The sequence below is a fragment of the Shewanella schlegeliana genome (assembly GCF_016765635.1).
Taxonomy (GTDB): domain Bacteria; phylum Pseudomonadota; class Gammaproteobacteria; order Enterobacterales; family Shewanellaceae; genus Shewanella; species Shewanella schlegeliana.
In genome coordinates this window covers 1-17945 of record NZ_JAESVD010000012.1, presented here as the reverse complement: position 1 = coordinate 17945, position 17945 = coordinate 1, and the positions used below count along the sequence as shown (strand labels likewise).

Annotated in this window: 9 protein-coding genes and 4 tRNA genes; 4 read left to right on the top strand and 9 right to left on the bottom strand. The window is 45.6% G+C overall.

Annotated features, from left to right (window positions below; translation table 11 throughout):
• Positions 1–37: 37 nt before the first annotated feature.
• Positions 38–2659, bottom strand: a complete 2622-nt coding sequence (locus tag JMA39_RS17725) for a sensor domain-containing phosphodiesterase (RefSeq protein ID WP_202723213.1) — start codon at positions 2657–2659, stop codon at positions 38–40.
• Between the two features lie 226 nt (positions 2660–2885).
• On the opposite strand from JMA39_RS17725, the gene JMA39_RS17720 reads away from it, so the two are divergent.
• The 4 genes from JMA39_RS17720 (at position 2886) to JMA39_RS17705 (ending at position 3329) form a co-directional block, all read left to right on the top strand.
• A tRNA-Arg gene (locus JMA39_RS17720) sits at positions 2886–2962 on the top strand.
• A gap of 39 nt (positions 2963–3001) precedes the next feature.
• Positions 3002–3077 (top strand) — tRNA-His (locus tag JMA39_RS17715).
• A 40-nt stretch (positions 3078–3117) separates the two neighbouring features.
• A tRNA-Pro gene (locus tag JMA39_RS17710) sits at positions 3118–3194 on the top strand.
• A 58-nt stretch (positions 3195–3252) separates the two neighbouring features.
• Positions 3253–3329 (top strand) — tRNA-Pro (locus JMA39_RS17705).
• 409 nt (positions 3330–3738) lie between these two features.
• On the opposite strand, the gene JMA39_RS17700 is transcribed toward JMA39_RS17705, so the two are convergent.
• The 8 genes from JMA39_RS17700 to JMA39_RS21245 all read right to left on the bottom strand — a co-directional run.
• Positions 3739–5658 carry a bifunctional diguanylate cyclase/phosphodiesterase gene (locus JMA39_RS17700; RefSeq protein WP_202723212.1) on the bottom strand — a complete coding sequence of 640 codons (1920 nt, stop codon included), beginning with the start codon at positions 5656–5658 and terminating at the stop codon, positions 3739–3741.
• A gap of 7 nt (positions 5659–5665) precedes the next feature.
• A complete protein-coding gene (locus JMA39_RS17695; protein ID WP_202723211.1) occupies positions 5666–6373 on the bottom strand; it encodes a transglutaminase-like cysteine peptidase in 708 nt (235 codons plus the stop codon).
• Between the two features lie 18 nt (positions 6374–6391).
• Positions 6392–6997 carry an OmpA family protein gene (locus JMA39_RS17690; protein ID WP_202723210.1) on the bottom strand — a complete coding sequence of 202 codons (606 nt, stop codon included), beginning with the start codon at positions 6995–6997 and terminating at the stop codon, positions 6392–6394.
• Positions 6994–8409 carry a TolC family outer membrane protein gene (locus JMA39_RS17685; protein ID WP_202723209.1) on the bottom strand — a complete coding sequence of 472 codons (1416 nt, stop codon included), beginning with the start codon at positions 8407–8409 and terminating at the stop codon, positions 6994–6996. Before JMA39_RS17685 ends, JMA39_RS17690 begins: the two co-directional genes overlap by 4 nt.
• A 34-nt stretch (positions 8410–8443) precedes the next feature.
• The gene (locus tag JMA39_RS17680; protein WP_202723208.1) at positions 8444–9826 is read right to left on the bottom strand and encodes an HlyD family type I secretion periplasmic adaptor subunit; all 1383 of its coding nucleotides are present in this window, start codon (positions 9824–9826) and stop codon (positions 8444–8446) included.
• Positions 9823–11940 (bottom strand): type I secretion system permease/ATPase, encoded by a 2118-nt coding sequence (locus JMA39_RS17675; RefSeq protein ID WP_237732908.1) that lies wholly within the window; start codon positions 11938–11940, stop codon positions 9823–9825. Before JMA39_RS17675 ends, JMA39_RS17680 begins: the two co-directional genes overlap by 4 nt.
• Before the next feature lie 151 nt (positions 11941–12091).
• Complete coding sequence (locus JMA39_RS17670) at positions 12092–17605, bottom strand: Ig-like domain-containing protein (protein WP_202723206.1); 5514 nt, start codon at positions 17603–17605, stop codon at positions 12092–12094.
• A partial coding sequence (locus JMA39_RS21245) for a hypothetical protein (protein ID WP_237732900.1) occupies positions 17602–17945 on the bottom strand: 344 nt, incomplete at its 5' end. The genes JMA39_RS17670 and JMA39_RS21245, both read right to left, overlap by 4 nt.

Here is a 17945-nt window from a genome sequence, read left to right as displayed (position 1 = left end):
CTGAGCTAGATTAAACTTAAGTGTGTGCCTCTTGATGCTAGGCACACACTCTGTCTTTTTCCTGCTCTAGCTCGATCACATTTCCTAGTGCGCTACCCTGGCCACTAGTAAAGCCTATATCCTGTAGCGCTTCACATTGTTTACTGTTATTGATCCCAGCTGCAAAGACTTCTAAGCCAAGGGCTTGAGCCGCATTAAAGTAGGCTTTCACCAGCTTAACATGTTGTGTGCTCTCTAGGTGCGCGACATAACTTGGATCGAGTTTTAGAGCTTGAATGGGTAGGAAGGTTAGGCTGCTGATGGCGCTATGGGCGCTGCCGTAGGCTTCTATTCCCAATTTGGCATCGAGCTTATTGAGGCTATCGAAAGCACTAATATGGTTATCGGTGTTTTGTACGAATTCCTTTTCATTAAAAAATAGGGTCAGCTTACTGATATTGAAACGGCACTGCTTAATTCTATTCTTGAGAGCTCTTAACGCATGCTTATGGTTTAAGTGTTGACTCGAGATAGGTATTTGTAGCTGAAATTGATTGCCGTATTGCTTTTGCATGTCGTGAAAGCTCAGGTTGACCTGTTCTAACAAATAGTTGTCCAGCTCAATCACCATATGGCAGTGTTCGGCAATATTATTTAGTTGTGCCTGTTTAAGCTTGCCTAAACTTGGGTGATGCCAGAATAATCTAGGCTCAAAGGCAATGATCTGTTCTGAGTTCAGTGCCATGATTGGCAAATAACTTAGTTGCAGATCGTTGTTGAGTAGCGCATTTTTTAGCTCATTCTCAAGTTTGATATCTTTAATTTGCTGTTGATTTACGCCGTGATTAAATATGGTATAGCAGCCCTTCCCCTGTGACTTAGCTTGATACATGGCGGTATCGGCATCACGCAGTATCGACTCACTGGTGTCTGAGCGACTTTGGCCACTCATAGCAAGTCCGATGCTGGCACTGGACTTAAACTGCTGGTTAGCAAGCAAGTAGGGCTTAGATAGCTCGGCAAGCACTCTTTCTGCTATATCTTCGGCATCTTGCTGACCACTGATGCTGTCGAGTAGGATGACAAATTCGTCACCACCTAAGCGGGCAAGCATATCGTTGTTTCGGACGCACTGTTTGAGACGCTTAGCGGTTTCAATTAAAAAGCGGTCGCCCTCTAAATGCCCCAGGGTGTCATTTAGTAGTTTAAATCTATCCATATCGATAAACAGTACGGCAAATCTTTCAAGACTGTGGCGACGTACATGTTTTATCGCTTGGGTTAAGCGCTCCATAAACATGGAACGATTTGGGAGTCCGGTTAGATTGTCGTGTTTAGCATCATGGACGAGTTGGCGCTCAATACGTTTACGCTGGTTAATCTCTTTTTCAAGATCTTGATTAACATTTTCTAGTGCTTTAGTTCGCTCGTTGACTTTCTCTTCTAAAAGCTCGTTACTCTGTCTTAATGATTCTTCAGATTGTTTTTTTTCAATTGCCGTGGCGATGTGTTGAGAGACAAAGGTGAGTAGCTCTAAGTCTCTCTCTTGATAGTTTTGGATATGGCTATAACTGTAAATTGTCAGCGCACCACAGATTTGACCGTGAATAAATAGCGGCACCCCTATCCATTGGTTGATCTCTTGGGTGTCATTGAGTTCAGGGGCTTCGCAATAGAGATCGCCAGACTCAATAAGCCCTTTAATATCACTGCGGTTAAGCAGCTTAGGTTTATTGTTCAGTAAAATATATTCGGTTAAACCATCGCTTAAAGCCCGAGGTTTGGGCGAGGGGAGATCATACTGAGAAACGAAATAGGGAAAGGTAAGTGCATCTCGCGTTTCATTAAGTAATGAGATAAAGCAGTTATTGACCGGCAGTAGATGGCTAATTACACGATGGATTTCACTGTAGAACTCTTGGCTGTCGATATTTGAGTTTGCTAAGTCTGCAATCTCAAACAGTGACTTCTGTAGACGTTCTGCACGACGCCTCTCGTAAACCTCTTGCTTAAGCTTGTTATAAGCAATGCTTAACTCTTTAGTGCGGGTGTTGATCGCTTGCTCTAACTGCTCTTGATTCTGTAGTCGTTGAATCACCCCTGAAATATGGTGACTAATGAAGTTCATTAGCTCAATTTCTATCTCGTCATAAACAGTGTCACTGTTGTAGCTTTGAAAAACTAATACGCCTATGGTGCTATCGACACTTTTGATTGGGGTGCCTACCCATTGATGGCAATGGCTGCCTCTAGGGGTAATGGCATTTGATTTCAGGAGTTGATGGTAAGTCTCATCATTACAGATTAGGGTTTGTTCGGTTTTGAGTACATAACCCGTTAAACCGCTGTATAAGGTATCGGAAAGATCTTCATCTGGGTAGAAGTCTTGCGGATGCGCATCTTTTTCATCTTGAAAGAAGGGGGCTTCAATTTTGCCTGTCTCGGCATTGAGTGTGGCGATGAAAAAGTTATCGGCGGGGATCAGTTTATTGAGTGAACTATGCAGTGATGCATAGAACTCTTCCGGTGTTGTTACACTCGATGCTAAGTTAGAGATCTCTAGTAGAGCATTTTGAGTGATCTCGGCGCGCTTGTATTTTAGCGCTAGGGCTTTTAGACGAGTAATCCGTTTATTTAATCTCAATGTCTTTTTTGACTGAGATGATTCTTCCCTAAACATGTCGTTCCGCCAATCGCAATTTTTAATCTGATTAGGATTTGAGCTAATATGTATAGATAACATGAAAAAGCCCTGTGTCCAAGTCATTATTTTGACGCTCTGTGGTATAAAACCGTACAAATGACTCAAAACTTGACCGAACGAACGTAAAATCCATAAAAAAAGCAAAACAGGTGTAGACGGCAGGGCATTTTGAACCTACTATATGCCCCGCTAACAAGGCAAGGCACCCATAGCTCAGCTGGATAGAGCGCACCCCTCCGGAGGGTGAGGCCGAGGGTTCGAATCCTTCTGGGTGCACCAGAATGGAATCGGCGGTTTTGTTAGTAGGAAATATCAGTGGTGATTGTAGCTCAGTTGGTAGAGTCCCGGATTGTGATTCCGGTTGTCGTGGGTTCGAACCCCATCAGTCACCCCATTTTCCTTACAGAGATTGAGTCTCTTTAAACATCAAAGTTCGGTGATTAGCGCAGCCCGGTAGCGCATCTGGTTTGGGACCAGAGGGTCAGAGGTTCGAATCCTCTATCACCGACCATATTTATAAATAGCGAGTTTACTCGATATTTAGCAAGTTAAGTAAGATAAAAGATTTTCGGTGATTAGCGCAGCCCGGTAGCGCATCTGGTTTGGGACCAGAGGGTCAGAGGTTCGAATCCTCTATCACCGACCACTTTTACATTAAGCCCTTCGAGAAATCGAAGGGCTTTTTTGTATCTGAAATTTATAGTCACGGATTCGAATCCTCTCTTTTTATGAAACCATGGCCGACCACTTTTCGAAAAGCCTCTTGAGAAATCAAGAGGCTTTTTTCGTTTTTAAAAGGCCAAGAAAGGTGCTAGCTCCTAGGACGCTTCGCTGCGAGGGCGGGCTAAAGCCTTGCTAGGAAGAGCAGAAGGAAAATAACACTACCTTTGTCGTTTCTTCGCTTTTCCCGCTTTTCTCGTCTTTGCTCTTTCTAGAACCTGCTTTTTCTAGCACCTAGGACCTTCTTTGCTTTTCCGTCTTAGCCTTTCCTAGAGTCTAAAATTAAAAAAGGTCTCTTGAGAGACCTTTATCTATTTCATTATTATCGATTAGTACTATTCGACTGCGACGGGCGGGGAGATAAAGCCCATATAGGCATTGGTCTTCAATTGCACGAAACGTTGAAGTTGTGTCTTTTCCTCAACACCTGTGGCGATTACTTCGATATCTAAGCCCTTAGCAACGTTTATCAGTGCTCGGCATAGCTCGCTGCTGTGAGCATTATCGTCGTAATAAGCAAAGGATTGATCTAGCTTCACATAGCTAGGACGTAAGTTTTGTAGGTAGGTCATCGAGCCAAACTGACGGCCGAAATGATCGATACCGAAGTGGGCACCATTATCTCTAATAATGGCGCAGAGTGCCTGACAGGCTTCTGGATCACTATAAACGGCGGCTTCGGGGATATCGAAACAGATCCTCTCCCGTAGGGTTGAAGCACGCAGGAACTTGCCGAGCCATTGGTGAAACTCTAGATCGCTAATGCTTTGGAAAGTTAAGTTAATCGCTATTGGCTCGAAGTTTCTATCTAATAGCTTCTTAGTGTGAATCGTCTTAATTAAGCATCTATCTAATAGGCTGCCTAAGGAAAGTAGCTCAACATAGGGCATAAATTGTCCTGCGTGCACCATCTTGCCGTTTATCTCTAACTGGCAATATAGCTCTCGCTGCAAAATAGATTCAGTTTGGTTAAGCAAAATGGGTTGCCACTTAAACTTAAATCTACCGTCAGTAATCGCATTACTTAAGTGCTCTCGCCATTGCTCTCGGGTAAACAGCTGCTTTTCATTTGTCTCAAACCAGTGGAAAACTTTATTTTCCTGTAGTGACTTTTGTAATGCATTATCAGCCTGCGCTAGGATATCTGTTACTGTCATTTGGCCAGTTCGTTCGGCAATACCTATTGCAAAGTTTTCATTTGGCTTACAGCCTGCCTTAGAGATCTCTTGGTTAATGGTGCGGATGAGGGTTTGCAGATACTTACTGGTCAGCTCATGCTCAGAACTGGTAATTAGAAAGGCAAATTCATAGGCTGCAATTCGTGTAATCACTGACGTAGTGACACCGTCTAAATGCTGCTTCATTTTGTCTGATAGTAACTTGATGGTTTCATCGCGAACTTGATAGCCGTATTTACTGTGCACCTCTTCTAACCAGTCAAACTTTGCCATCATCAGTGCGCCACTCTTTGGTTCGCTTAACCAGCTATTTAAACGTCCCATCATATATTGGCGGTTTGGCAGGCCTGATACTTGATCGACAAGGTTTTTCTTTCTTAGCTCTCCGACTTCTTCATCGAGTGAATTAAAGATCTGCTTGAGTTGATCTGACATGCTGTTAAAGGCTTGCACCACAGATTTAAGTTCGGCAGTTTTAGGGACCTTCATGTCGGGGCCAAATTTACGGTTAGCGATCTCTTTGGCGTGTTCTGCAATTTCATGTAGCGGTTTTAATATCCAGGTTAACCCTACACGGGCAGAGATAATCGCAATTAGAAATAGGATTGAAAAAACAATGATAGCGTTGGTCATGGTGCGCCATAGCTCATGATAACCAAAACCTGGATGGGCAGTGATCTCTAGGCGAGCAAGCTGGATCCAACCTGAGGTGATGGTGCTTTCACGTTTAATCGTTTTGAATAGGCCTAAATCGATAAACCACTGGGGAACCCCTTCGATTGTCATCGGGTTTTCCCACACCTGCTGTTTGCCATCGACCAACCAGGTCAGTTTTACCTGCTGATAGTAGCCACCCTCGAAAATCACATTGATTAGGGTTTCAGCACCAACAATGTCGCCAGCTTCTAGATCTGGCACCAACATAATACCGAGCGAGTGGCTGGTATTATTGAGATCGGATTCCATTTGCTTGGTTAGAAAGCTTTGAGTTTCGCTAAACTGCACATAGCTTAAACTCGCAACAACCAACAAAAACAACACAAACAGTAATGTGTATATCTGTCGAAACAGTGTCATCTTTTAACTACTCCAGTTTTATCTTGGGCTGATTAAGGCGCTCTACACCCAAGCGATGTTTCAAGTCATTCCATTTAGCAAGCTTTGATGACGAACCCGCTAGAACACCTCGTCCCTTCTCTTTATTTAGCCACAGTTGTCTACCATTAAAGCTGTAGACAGGTAACAGATCTTTTCTCTGTGTTGCTGGCTTAATTTGTTTATCAAGATTATCTAAAACAAGAGGGATTGAAGAGGGTGTCTCATAGTAGGCGAGTACCATATGATATTGATTTACGCTGGTTGCTTTAACCATGGTAATGCGTAATTTATCTTCAGAAACACCGAGCTGAAGCAGGGTAAAATACTTGGCGATTGAGAAATCCTCACAGTCGCCACCACTAACCCCGATAAACTCCATGGGCGTTGCCCAATAATTCTTATTTCCCCAAAGTTTTATATCATCGACAAAATGAAAGAGGTTGAAAAAGTTATTTACCATCAATATCTTATCGTTGTCTTGCAAACCCTTGGCTTCATCTAGCATCTTAAACCAAGCTCTAATCCTTTTACCCGCGCGTTCGCCATATTGCGATTCGATAGTTTGGGTTATATGGACTGAGTCTAACTTTTGTACTGGCGCAGCATAGAGGCAAGAGACGGACAGAGCTAATACCGTCAATTTTAATTGGCAGACTTTTGTTATTTTCTTTAATTGATAAAGCCTGCCAACCATACTGCTCCGGTACTTCTATTACTTAACTTCTTCGTCTACCGTGTAGATGTGCCACTTCATATCCGCTGTAGTGTCATCGCCAGTTAACTCAGCAATTACTCGGCGGTTAACTTTATGTGCCGCCGCAGTATGAGTTGGATCGATAGGACGATCAAAACTATAACCTACTGCACTGAGCCTATCAGAATCAATACCAAAGCGCTCGGCAAGTAAAGAACTGACAGCATTAGCGCGATTTTGCGATAAAACTTGATTATGCTCATGAGTTCCTGTTTTACTACAGTGCCCCTCAATAACCGCTTGGGTGTTAGGGAAGTCGCGCATAAAGGTTGCGATTACTTCGACCTGAGGGTAATACATAGGGTCGATATAGTAAGAGTCATTTGCGAACAGGATTTTTAATTCCTGACGCTCATTGATAGGTTTGATCTTACCGCAGCCGTAATTGTCAATCGTTGCACCTAATGCGGTTTCGGTGCAGCGCTCTCTGGCAACAATGACGCCGTCATGATCGATATCATTCAGGTCATTAACCTGTACCGTTGGCTCGTCCATGGTGGCAATATCACGCATAGAGCAGCCACTTAAAATCGCAAGACTTAATATAGCTATAATGATCTTCATTGTGGAACTCCTCCCTCGTAATCTCTCTCTCCGTTCCAGACATCCGGTCTAGTAACACGCAATGAATTGAGTAGTTGCCCTGTGGCATTCAATACACGGTATTGAGCGATAATTTCATCATACTCAGATTCTAAGTAATCTTTTCTAGCTTCAAACAGCTCGTTTTCAGTATCTAGCAGATCCAGTAGGGTACGCTGGCCTAAGTTGAACTGCTGGCTATAGGCTACTTGAGTATCTTTTGCTGCAATGACATGGTCACGAATATACATTTTTTGTGGAGTCAGAAGCTCGTAGGCATTCCAAGCTAAGTTGACACCTTCAACGACTTGTCTGTGAGCGCGTTGGCGGATCTCTTTAGCTTCACCAACTTTATATGCAGCTTCTTTTTCTCGGGCAAGGTCACGACCACCGGCGAATAGGTTGTACTTTAAACGCACCATAGCGACAAGATCATTGTTATAACCACCAACATCATTGGTAATAATGGATGAATAACCATCTTCACCATCCATATTGTTATTCCAATTACCATCAAGCTCTAAAGTGACCTTAGGATAGTAGTTTGATTGAGCTGAATCTTTCTCATTTTCTGCTGCGTAGATATCACTTGCTGCAGACTTTAGAATTGGGTGGTTGTCTTGAGCCATCATAATACTGGTGCTCAGATCTGCTGGTAGCATATCGGCGTCTGGTACCGGCACTATCATGTCTTCAGGCTGTTGTTCAACGATGCGAACAAACTGAGATTTAGCATCGTAAAAATTGTTACGTGCAGAGATAACATTGGCGTTAGCGCGTGCCAAGCGTCCCGTGATTTGCGATAGGTCCGCTGTAGAGCCTAGACCTGAATCGGTACGCTGCTTAATTTGCTCATAGATATCTTTATGGCTTTGCAGGTTTTTCTCTGCCAAGGTGAGTACCTGCTCACTGCGAATATAGTTGATATAAACTTTGGCGACATCTAGTGCCATATCTTCGGCTGCGGCAAACAGTGCCCACTGTTCGGCGCTGGCCTCGAAGCTATATCTATCGACTTCACTGCTAGTATAGAAACCATCAAATAGCATCTGTTTGATACTAAAGCCAGCTTCACCGCGCTCTAGTTCAATCACGCCATCATCGTTGACATCACCTTGGCCTGTGCGTCGGCGAGTAGATGGACTATCGGTTTGCTCCCAACCATAGCCAGCGCTAATGTCAACCGTTGGCATGTAACCAGCAACCGCCTGATTGACTTGCTCTTCACGCGCTTTAAAGCGGTTAAATGCAATCCGTATTTCGGGATTTGTATCCAGTGTGTGTGCTACAGCTTGCTCTAGCGTCTGGCTAGATGCTGTTACTGGTATCATCAGCGCGCCAACGGCAAGTGCTAATGCACTGCGTTTTAGCTGCCGTACTGTGCTGCTATCCATGTATAACCCCTCCTGGTTGTTTTCTATGCCGGACTTAGCGCTCCCTAAGCGCGGTATCTTTAGCCCGTAATATCGGATTAAGTATGTACTCTAAAACAGATCTTTGCCCAGTAATCACATCAACCGAGGTCAACATCCCGGGGATGATAGGCATTTTCGTTCCATCGTCTTTTGTTAAGCTGGAAAACTCAGTTCTCACTTTTACTATATAGAAACTGTTGCCCTCTTCATCTTGGGTGGTATCGGCGCTAATGTGCTCTACCACGCCATTTAGGCCACCATAGCGAGTAAAGTCGTAGGCGGTGACTTTGACTACAGCTGGTAAGCCAGGATGTAAGAAGGCGATATCTTTAGGGATAATCTTAGTTTCAATTAAAAGCTTGTCTTCTGATGGTACGATTTCAATGATGTCGACACCGGGCTGCACCACGCCACCGAGTGTATTGATATGAACCGTCTTGACTGTGCCATTGACTGGCGAGACAATTTCCGCCTTGCTAACTTTATCTTGTGCACCGACTTGCGCTTCGTTCATGCGTGAAAGTTTAGTTTGCATTTCATTAAGTTGAGCACGGCTATCGGCGGCATAAATGAGTACGGATTCACGACGCTTAAGAATAGCTTCATCCATGGTGGACTTAACCTTGGGCCTAAGTAACCTAAGGGATGCTAGTTCGCCTTGAATATCATTTACGACTCGCTGCAACTTGAGTAGCTCTACCTCGGGGACGATGCCTTTTTCAGCCAACGGCCGAGTCAGCTCAAGCTCTCTTGATACCAGCTGAAAACTGGTCGTTAGCGTTTTAATCTTGGAGGCTAACTCTTGGATTTCCTGATTACGCTGCTGAATTTGTCTCGCTTGGATCTCGAGTTGGTTACTTAAGTTATCTAATCGACCAGCATACTCTTCCCGTTGTCGCTTAGTGAGTTCAGGTTCATTTTTTTCTAGCTCAGACGGAAACACCATAGGCTGAGGAGATATCTTTACCTGCTCGCGCCAATCGTTGGTAATGGCAGATATCGTGATGCTATTGAGCTCGGCTTGCAAACGAATCACGTTAGCGACTAAGCTATTGACTTCCTGCTCCTGCTGCGCGAAATCCGACTGGAAACGTGTGGCATCGATACGCACAAGAGGTTGCCCTTTAGCGACAATTAAGCCCTCTTGAACGTACATCTCTTGTAAAATACCACCGTCTAGGCTTTGAATAACCTGCACTTGGGAAGAGGGGATAACCTTGCCCATACCTGTAGTAACCTGGTCAAGCTCGGCAAAATAGGCCCAAAAAAGGAAGGTAATTGCTAAGGCTGCGAGCGCCCAAATAATTAATCGATGGCTTGCGGGCGCATCAGTCATCATCGCCCCATAGACATCATCTACCATCTCTAAATCATGTGTGGTTAAGTGCTTACTCATTTCTTAGCTGCCCCCGCTAATAAACCCTCATTTAGCTTCTTGAGAACTTCAGCCTTCGGGCCATCGGCTACGATATGACCGCGGTCGAGGACAATGATGCGATCGACAAGGTTGAGTAGGTGCATCTTATGGGTGATAAGTAGTAAGGTTCTGTCTTTGCTCACATTATGCATGGAGTGAATAAACTGCTTTTCTGCGCGAGCATCGAGACTGGCAGTGGGTTCATCCATTAATAGTACTGGCGGGTCATTCAATGTGGCTCGGGCGAGAGCGATGGTTTGTCGCTGTCCGCGCGAAAGCTCACGTCCGCCTTCACCGACTTGCTGGTCTAACCCTTCGGCTTCTAAATTGGTAAATAAATTCACGCCGGATAGTTGTACCGCACGGATCAATTGATGCTCGGTAACTTGGCGGGTACCAAATAAGATATTGTCACGAATGGTGCCATGAAACAGAGTGATATCTTGTGGCAGGTAACCGAAGTTTCGTCTTAAATCACTTGGGTGGATCTGAGCTGAGTCGATACCATCGTAGGTTAAACTCCCTTTGGTGGGCTGAAATAGGCCAACCAATAATTTCGCTAGGGTACTTTTACCTGAGCCGTTGCGGCCGATAATCGCCACACGCTCACCGGGAGCGATATTAAGCGACAAAGGATGTAGTACTGGACGCTCAGAGCCTGGGTAGCTAAAACCGATATGGTGTGCCGTGATCTGGCCTAGCAATCGCTGGCGACTAACGAGATGCCCTTTGTTTTCAAACTCATCTTCCTGAGTCATTAGTTCATCGAGTTGACGCAGTGCACTGGCGGTTTGATTACCGCGAGTCATTAAGCCTGCAAGCTGTGCCATGGGCGAAATCGCCCGGCTCGAAAGGATGACTGCAGCGATAATACCACCCATTGAAATTTCATTTTCAGAGACGCGGTATACCCCTAAAATCACCACGAAAATGACTGATAGCTGCACCACAAACGTGGCCATATTGGTTACTGAGGTGGTGATCTTCTTGGACTTTAGCTGCCAGTTAGCTGTGTGGCCAATCATCTGTTGCCAACTCTTCTGAACCACCCCCTCTGCGCCACTGGACTTGATTGATTCGATGGAGGCTAATGACTCAATAAGGTGACCATGTTTTAGGCCTGAAAACTTGTTGCTCTCATCGATTGCGGCTTTGAGCTTCGGCTGCATGATTAAGGTGTAGCTGATAATAATGATGCTACCTAAAAGCGGAATGACAGCGAGATCTCCTGCAACGATATAGATAATCATTAAGAAGAAGAGGGCAAATGGCAGATCCACTAACGTGGTTATGGTTGCTGAGGTGAGTATGTCGCGAATACTGTCAAACTCACCGAGCTGCTTGGCCATGCCGCCGACACTGGGTGAGCGCTTCTCTAATGGAATACCTATGGCCTTAGCAAATAGCCGTGAAGAGACTATGATATCGACCTTCTTGCCTGCGACATCGATAAGGTAGCTTCGAAGCTGGCGCATAATTAGGTCAAATATATAGGCGATACCTGCACCTATGGCTAAAACCCATAGTGAATCGAATGCCAGATTCGGTACGACTTTGTCGTACACATTCATAATAAACAGCGGTGACACTAATGCGAACAAGTTCACTAGTACCGAGGCGATAAGTGCATCTCGGTAAATGGGCGCGGAGTCCTTAATGGTTTGCAGTAACCAGTGCGCCTTATTCTCGTGAAGGTGAACATCTAAGCCCATGTCTCCACGGTATTCCTGTTTGACTAAAAATAGATAGCCGACGTAGAGCGCTTCGAGCTCTTCAATCGATAGCGTTTCCTCACCACCAGTTTCAGGTAGTTGGATAACCGCACGATCTTTTTCAATATCGAGTTCGCGAAGTAAGCAGGCTTTCTTGTCTTTAAGCAGTAAAATACACGGTAGCAAAATAGGCGATATTTCGTTTAACCCTTTACGGGATAACTTAGCCGCCAGCCCCGCTCGACTAGCGGCTTGAGGCAACAGCTCAGGCGTTAATACATGCCCTTGCATAGGCAAGCCTGCCGCCAGCGAGTCGCTGGAGCACGGGCTACCGAAATGCTCGGTGAGTAACACTAAACTGTCTAGCAAAGGATCGACCATCACCCGTTGAGAGGCTGAAATCGTCCATTGCTCAGTCTTCTTAGAATCTGAAGCTGACACCTTTTTGGCTTATCCTTAAGATTTTATTATTATTTATCAGTATCGATCATAGTGACCAGTTTTGCCACGGATCACTATGTTGCTTCTTTATTTATGGAACCAAATTAAAGCCATTTGGACTAAATTGATCATCCAGTGGATCAGGAGTATTCACTGACTGAGTCACTGGATCTCCGGTTGACGTACTAACGATAAGTGGACCTTCTCCGTTATTGCCCAACAGACCGGAAATAATGTCAGCCTCATCATTACCAAATTGACCAATTAGATCAACGCCATCCAAGACAATATGCTGATCAAAACTGCCATTGCCGTCAGTATCAATATTGATACTGGTTGAACCATTTTCATTTGTAAAACTCAGATGCTGAGCTAGCTCATTGACAGTATCACCTTGCAAAATATCGCTTAAATCTAACTTATCTTCTGCTAAGTTAAAGTCGGTAATATGGTCTGTGGTATCAGTGCCATCAACGGAGTTTGTGGTCCATACGAACGTATCAGATCCCTCGTTACCAGTAAGCTTATCGTCACCTAGGCCACCAATCATGGTATCGTTATCCAAGCCGCCAATTAGGGTATCATTGCCGCCTTGACCAAACAGGATGTCGTTACCTTCACCACCTTCTAGAGTATCGGCTCCATCATTAGTATTGGTGATATTGAACATTTCGGGATTCGCGGTGATAAATGCATGGATTTCTTGTACCGTCACACTATTGGTATCAGCATTAGTCTCTTGTGCTACGAATGCTTGAAGTGCCGTGAATCCCTGTCCTTCTATACCTGTAAACTGAGTTAGATCACCAAATATAATATCGTTACCTTGCCCCCCCGTCGTTTGGTCATCACCTTGAAGCAATGTAGTTTCAGAGCCAAGTATCACACTGGCTAAATTATCTACACTAACTTTGGCTTGAACGTTTCCATCACTATCGTATGCGACTATATCTTCAGCATCTATGCTCTGTTTTATACCTACAGCTTCAACTTCAGATATCGCATTTAATAAGTTAAACGCCCCTAGAGGATCACCACCTTGGTTATGTTCCCCATCCGTTATGAAGTAGGTGATATTATTTCCAGGGTTATTTGTGACTAGGCTGCTGCTAAACCAATCTGTTGTTGCATTAAAGGCATCGATATAATCTGTACTTCCACCGTTAGTAATATTGTTCCAAGCACTGTTACTTCCGTTGACTAATGCATCAATGTCTAAATCTTGAATATTGAGGGAGATGCTAGTTGTTGCAGAGCCAGAGAAATCAATAACTGCAATATTTACAGTGCCAGAGTATTCTCCAGAGGTAGATGCTTGTAGTGTTCTAAATACCTCAATTAACTGAGATTTAGCGGTGTTTACAGCAGAGGTCCCCATACTGCCAGAAGAGTCTAGAATAAAGGCGATATTATAATCTTCACCCGCAACAATCTGTAAGCCGGTGGTATCGCTGACAATGACATCATGGTCGTCACTGCCTTGCAGAGTATTATCACCATCTGTTCCGCCCACAAAACCATAGTCTCGGGTCGGTATAACATCGAAATAGACAGTCGCCGTATCGGTTAAACCGTCTTCATCTTGTACCGTATATTCGTAGCTCGCAGAACCGCTATAGCCAGTATCAGGAGTGAATACCACGTTACCGTCAGCATCTAGTTCAACGGTACCATTCTCAGCATTGCCAACGCTGATGATTGACAGTAGGTCACCATCAGGATCGGTATCATTTGCAAGAATAGAATCAGCACTGAAGGTGAATGGGGTATCTTCAAGAACGACAACACCGTTAGCAATGATCTGATCGCCTAGCGGTGTGTAATCACCAATTTGTTGATTGTTTTGATCAAACTCACCTAGTTCAATATTAAGCTGATACGCCCCGCCTTGATCCCAGTAAATAACTTCGATTGAATGGGCACCAGAGTCGGTAATATCAAAATAGATATGTCCATCATCACCAGGTAAACGAGTACTTGATGATTGGTTTCGAGATACTTGCGCGACAACGACACCATTGATAAGTACCGAATAACCATCATCAGCAGTGACTTTTAAGCCATAGGTTCCAGCATCTAATTGTACTGATCCTTGCATATGCAAGATGGCATCAGAGCTATTTCCAGGGTCATTACTTAAGCTTGCAGCATCATCACCTAAGAATTGTTGCAGGCTATTACCTGTACCTAGATTGCCATTACCCCATGCGTAATTGAGAGTTGTTGCAAAGAAAGTCGCATCAGCTTCATTGCTATTAATGAAGTCTCTCACTTGTGAAACTGAAGATAGGTTTCCGCCATCAGTGCTGTCATTGTAGCTGTAGTAATGGCTGTTTAAGCCAACACCAAAATAGTCGTCGGTCGCTAATGGAGCTAGATTATTGTCTGCAACAGATACTGTCACGCTCGAAGTCGCATTGCTTCCAGATGCATCTGCTGCAATGACCTCAATACCCGTGATCAACAGATTATCGACATCGATATTATGAGGCATTTTACCAAGCAACTCTGCATCAAGAACAACTGTTCCTTGCTGTCCTGCTGCGATAGCGTCCCAATCCAGAGTCAACTTAAGTAGGTCGCCACGGCCGTTCATTGAGCCTATTAGCTTACCGTCTTCGATACGCCAGCTCATAGGTTGGCGAATACCTTGTACTTCAATATTACTCGTATCACCAAAACTAAAGCTGTTGATTTCTGAGTCGCCCGCTTTAAACAGTAATGTTTCTGTGTCGTTGTCAGCGGCATCAGAGAGTAGGGTCGCCTCGTCTAAACTTGCAAAGCCATACGGTGTTAAAGCAGTCAGTGCTGATGGTGCATTTAGAGTGACACTAAAATCATTATCGCTATCAACATCGCCATCACCATCAATGATATCGACAGTGAAATCCAGTGTTGTACCTGAGGTATCGACGGTAATGGTTTCAGTATTTAGCGATTGAAGGTTAAAGTCAGAACCATCACTCGCCGTTGAAAGTTGAATAAGGTTTATCTCTGCTATCGGTGAGTTAGATAGATAAGTTGTAAACTCGGCACTGGTGCCTACAAAGGTATCGGTGATTGCAACGCCATTAGCATCGACACCAGACACATAGAATGTGGCATTGCCTGTATATTCGTTGCCGTTATTATGGCTAAGAGTGAGACTTAAGTTGTCGGTAACTGGCCCACTAAAGGTTAGAATTAATGTCTCACCGTCGCCAATATCCTTACCTGTACCGACACCTATACCATTTGGACTGGTGTTAACTGTATCAATTGCACCATTTATATCGGTAGCGGTAATAGAGCACTGTATTTGATCATTTACATTAACTTCACCAACAACGCTGCCTTGTAGTAGGATGAACAGATCTTCATCGTTACCACCTGGAATTGTTCCTGTTAAATCAGCACTCGTAGAAATAACTTCGGTGATAGGCTGCTCAAGATTGAGTACATACTCTCCGGAGTTCGGGTCAACTGACAGGGTAAACACCACTGATTGATCGGCCCCCGCATCGCCATACACGGCTGAGGTGGTGCTGGTATAGGCAATCATGACATCGGGGGTTGCTGGGTCGATAAAGTAATAAATGGTCTCGCCGCCAGTGGTTAGCCCCGAGTCGGCGAAATAGAGTTCGCTACCAACCTCATCACTCCAGCCAGTGACATTACCTGTCAGATCCGCTGAATAATTATTGTCAGCACCTTTAACTGTCAGAGTGCCTGTGTAACCATCTATATGGGCAACATTATCTGCAACAAGATCATTAATATGTGCTTCTGGCGCATCATCTTCGATGATAACGTTGAAGCTACCATCAGTTGTCCCACCATCGCCATCATCGACAGAGATGCCGAAATCTAAAGACAGGTTGTCTTCCGATGTCGGATCAACATGATCGACAGGAGCAAGCAGTGTGACATCATAGCTCCATTCACCAGAACTATTCCCGTCTGGAGCTGTGAGTTTTACTGTCATTACCTCTTGATATGAATCTGTACCTGCAACACCAATAGAACCAGTTAAGGTACCAGTGTCTGCATCCCAAGCCCAGTTAATGCTCTCTCCCCCAGAGGTCATAGCCGTTACTGGCCCGGAGAGTGAAACGGACAGGGTATCGCCATCGAGATCTTCGATATTGATTGAGCCACTTGCCGTTACAGAGTCTGTGGTATCTGTATTACCTGTAGTGTCCGTGACGCCATCGACAAGACCCTCTTCTGAGACTCGAGTGTTGGTGACAGACTTGATGGTTGGCTTATCGTTCACCGCGCCTACCTCAAAGGTCACTTCACCAACGTCAGACAAACTGCCATCGCTTAAGGTATAGGTGAAGCTTGGGTCGGTTGGAGTTGGCTCGCTGCCATCGTGGGCGTATTCAAAGGTGCCGTCAGCTTTCACACGCACGGTGCCACCTTCAACGGTGAGTGTCTGACTCCAACCGTCTTGGTCAAAGACCAACTGGGTGTTATTGACATGGGTGATACTCAGCGGATCATTTTCAGGATCACTGTCGACGCCATTGCTGTTATCGGCGATGAGGTTACCACTGACTACAGCGCCTTCATTGACATTGAAGCGATCATCTTGGGCAACAGGAGCATCGTTGGTCGGTGTAATTTCTGGCGTATCACTGTCTTGTCCAGTGAGGCTACCGTCAGAGACGGTGAGATCCACTGCGGGTAATGTGCCGCCATTATTGACGAAGTCCGCACCAGCTTGGGTCAAGACCACTTGGCCATTGACGATGGCGTAGTAGCCGTTGTCATTGGTGCCCGGCGTGAAGTCGACCGTGAGCGCATCACCATCTTCATCGTGGGTGGTGTAGGTCGCTGCAATGTCACCGTCGCTGGCACTGTTCTCAACAAAGTCATTGGCGACGACATCGATGGTCGGCGCGTCATTGGTTGGGGTGATGGCAGGCGTATCACTGTCTTGGCCTGTAAGGCTACCGTCAGAGACGGTGAGATCCACTGCGGGTAAGGTGCCGCCATTATTGACAAAGTCTGCACCGGCTTGGGTCAAGACCACTTGGCCATTGACGATGGCGTAGTAGCCGTTGTTGTTAGTCCCCGGCGTGAAGTCGACCGTGAGCGCATCGCCATCTTCATCGTGGGTGGTGTAGGTCGCAGCAACGTCGCCGTCGCTGGCACTGTTCTCAACAAAGTCATTGGCGACGACATCGATGGTCGGCGCGTCATTGGTTGGGGTGATGGCAGGCGTATCACTGTCTTGGCCTGTAAGGCTACCGTCAGAGACGGTGAGATCGACTGCGGGTAAGGTGCCGCCATTATTGACGAAGTCTGCACCGGCTTGAGTCAAGACCACTTGGCCATTGACGATGGCGTAGTAGCCGTTGTCATTGGTGCCCGGCGTGAAGTCGACCGTGAGCGCATCACCATCTTCATCGTGGGTGGTGTAGGTCGCTGCAATGTCACCGTCGCTGGCACTGTTCTCAACAAAGTCATTGGCGACGACATCGATGGTCGGTGCGTCGTTGGTCGCTGTAACGGCTGGCGTATCACTGTCTTGGCCACTGAGATTACCGTCAGAGACGGTGAGATCGACTGCGGGTAAGGTGCCGCCATTATTGACGAAGTCTGCACCGGCTTGGGTCAAGACCACTTGGCCATTGACGATGGCGTAGTAGCCGTCGTTGTTAGTCCCCGGCGTGAAGTCGACCGTGAGCGCATCGCCATCTTCATCGTGGGTGGTGTAGGTCGCAGCAACGTCGCCGTCGCTGGCACTGTTCTCAACAAAGTCATTGGCGACGACATCGATGTGTTAGTCCCCGGCGTGAAGTCGACCGTGAGCGCATCGCCATCTTCATCGTGGGTGGTGTAGGTCGCAGCAACGTCGCCGTCGCTGGCACTGTTCTCCACAAAATCGTTGGCGACGACATCGATGGTCGGCGCGTCATTGGTTGGGGTGATGGCAGGCGTATCACTGTCTTGGCCTG

Excerpts from the sequence above, each read along its gene's own strand:
- JMA39_RS17700 (WP_202723212.1), bottom strand. The coding sequence starts at position 5,658 with ATGACACTGTTTCGACAGATATACACATTACTGTTTGTGTTGTTTTTG.
- JMA39_RS17725 (WP_202723213.1), bottom strand. The coding sequence starts at position 2,659 with ATGTTTAGGGAAGAATCATCTCAGTCAAAAAAGACATTGAGATTAAAT.
- JMA39_RS17685 (WP_202723209.1), bottom strand. The coding sequence starts at position 8,409 with ATGGATAGCAGCACAGTACGGCAGCTAAAACGCAGTGCATTAGCACTT.
- JMA39_RS17690 (WP_202723210.1), bottom strand. The coding sequence starts at position 6,997 with ATGAAGATCATTATAGCTATATTAAGTCTTGCGATTTTAAGTGGCTGC.
- JMA39_RS17695 (WP_202723211.1), bottom strand. The coding sequence starts at position 6,373 with ATGGTTGGCAGGCTTTATCAATTAAAGAAAATAACAAAAGTCTGCCAA.
- JMA39_RS17680 (WP_202723208.1), bottom strand. The coding sequence starts at position 9,826 with ATGAGTAAGCACTTAACCACACATGATTTAGAGATGGTAGATGATGTC.
- JMA39_RS17675 (WP_237732908.1), bottom strand. The coding sequence starts at position 11,940 with ATGGTCGATCCTTTGCTAGACAGTTTAGTGTTACTCACCGAGCATTTC.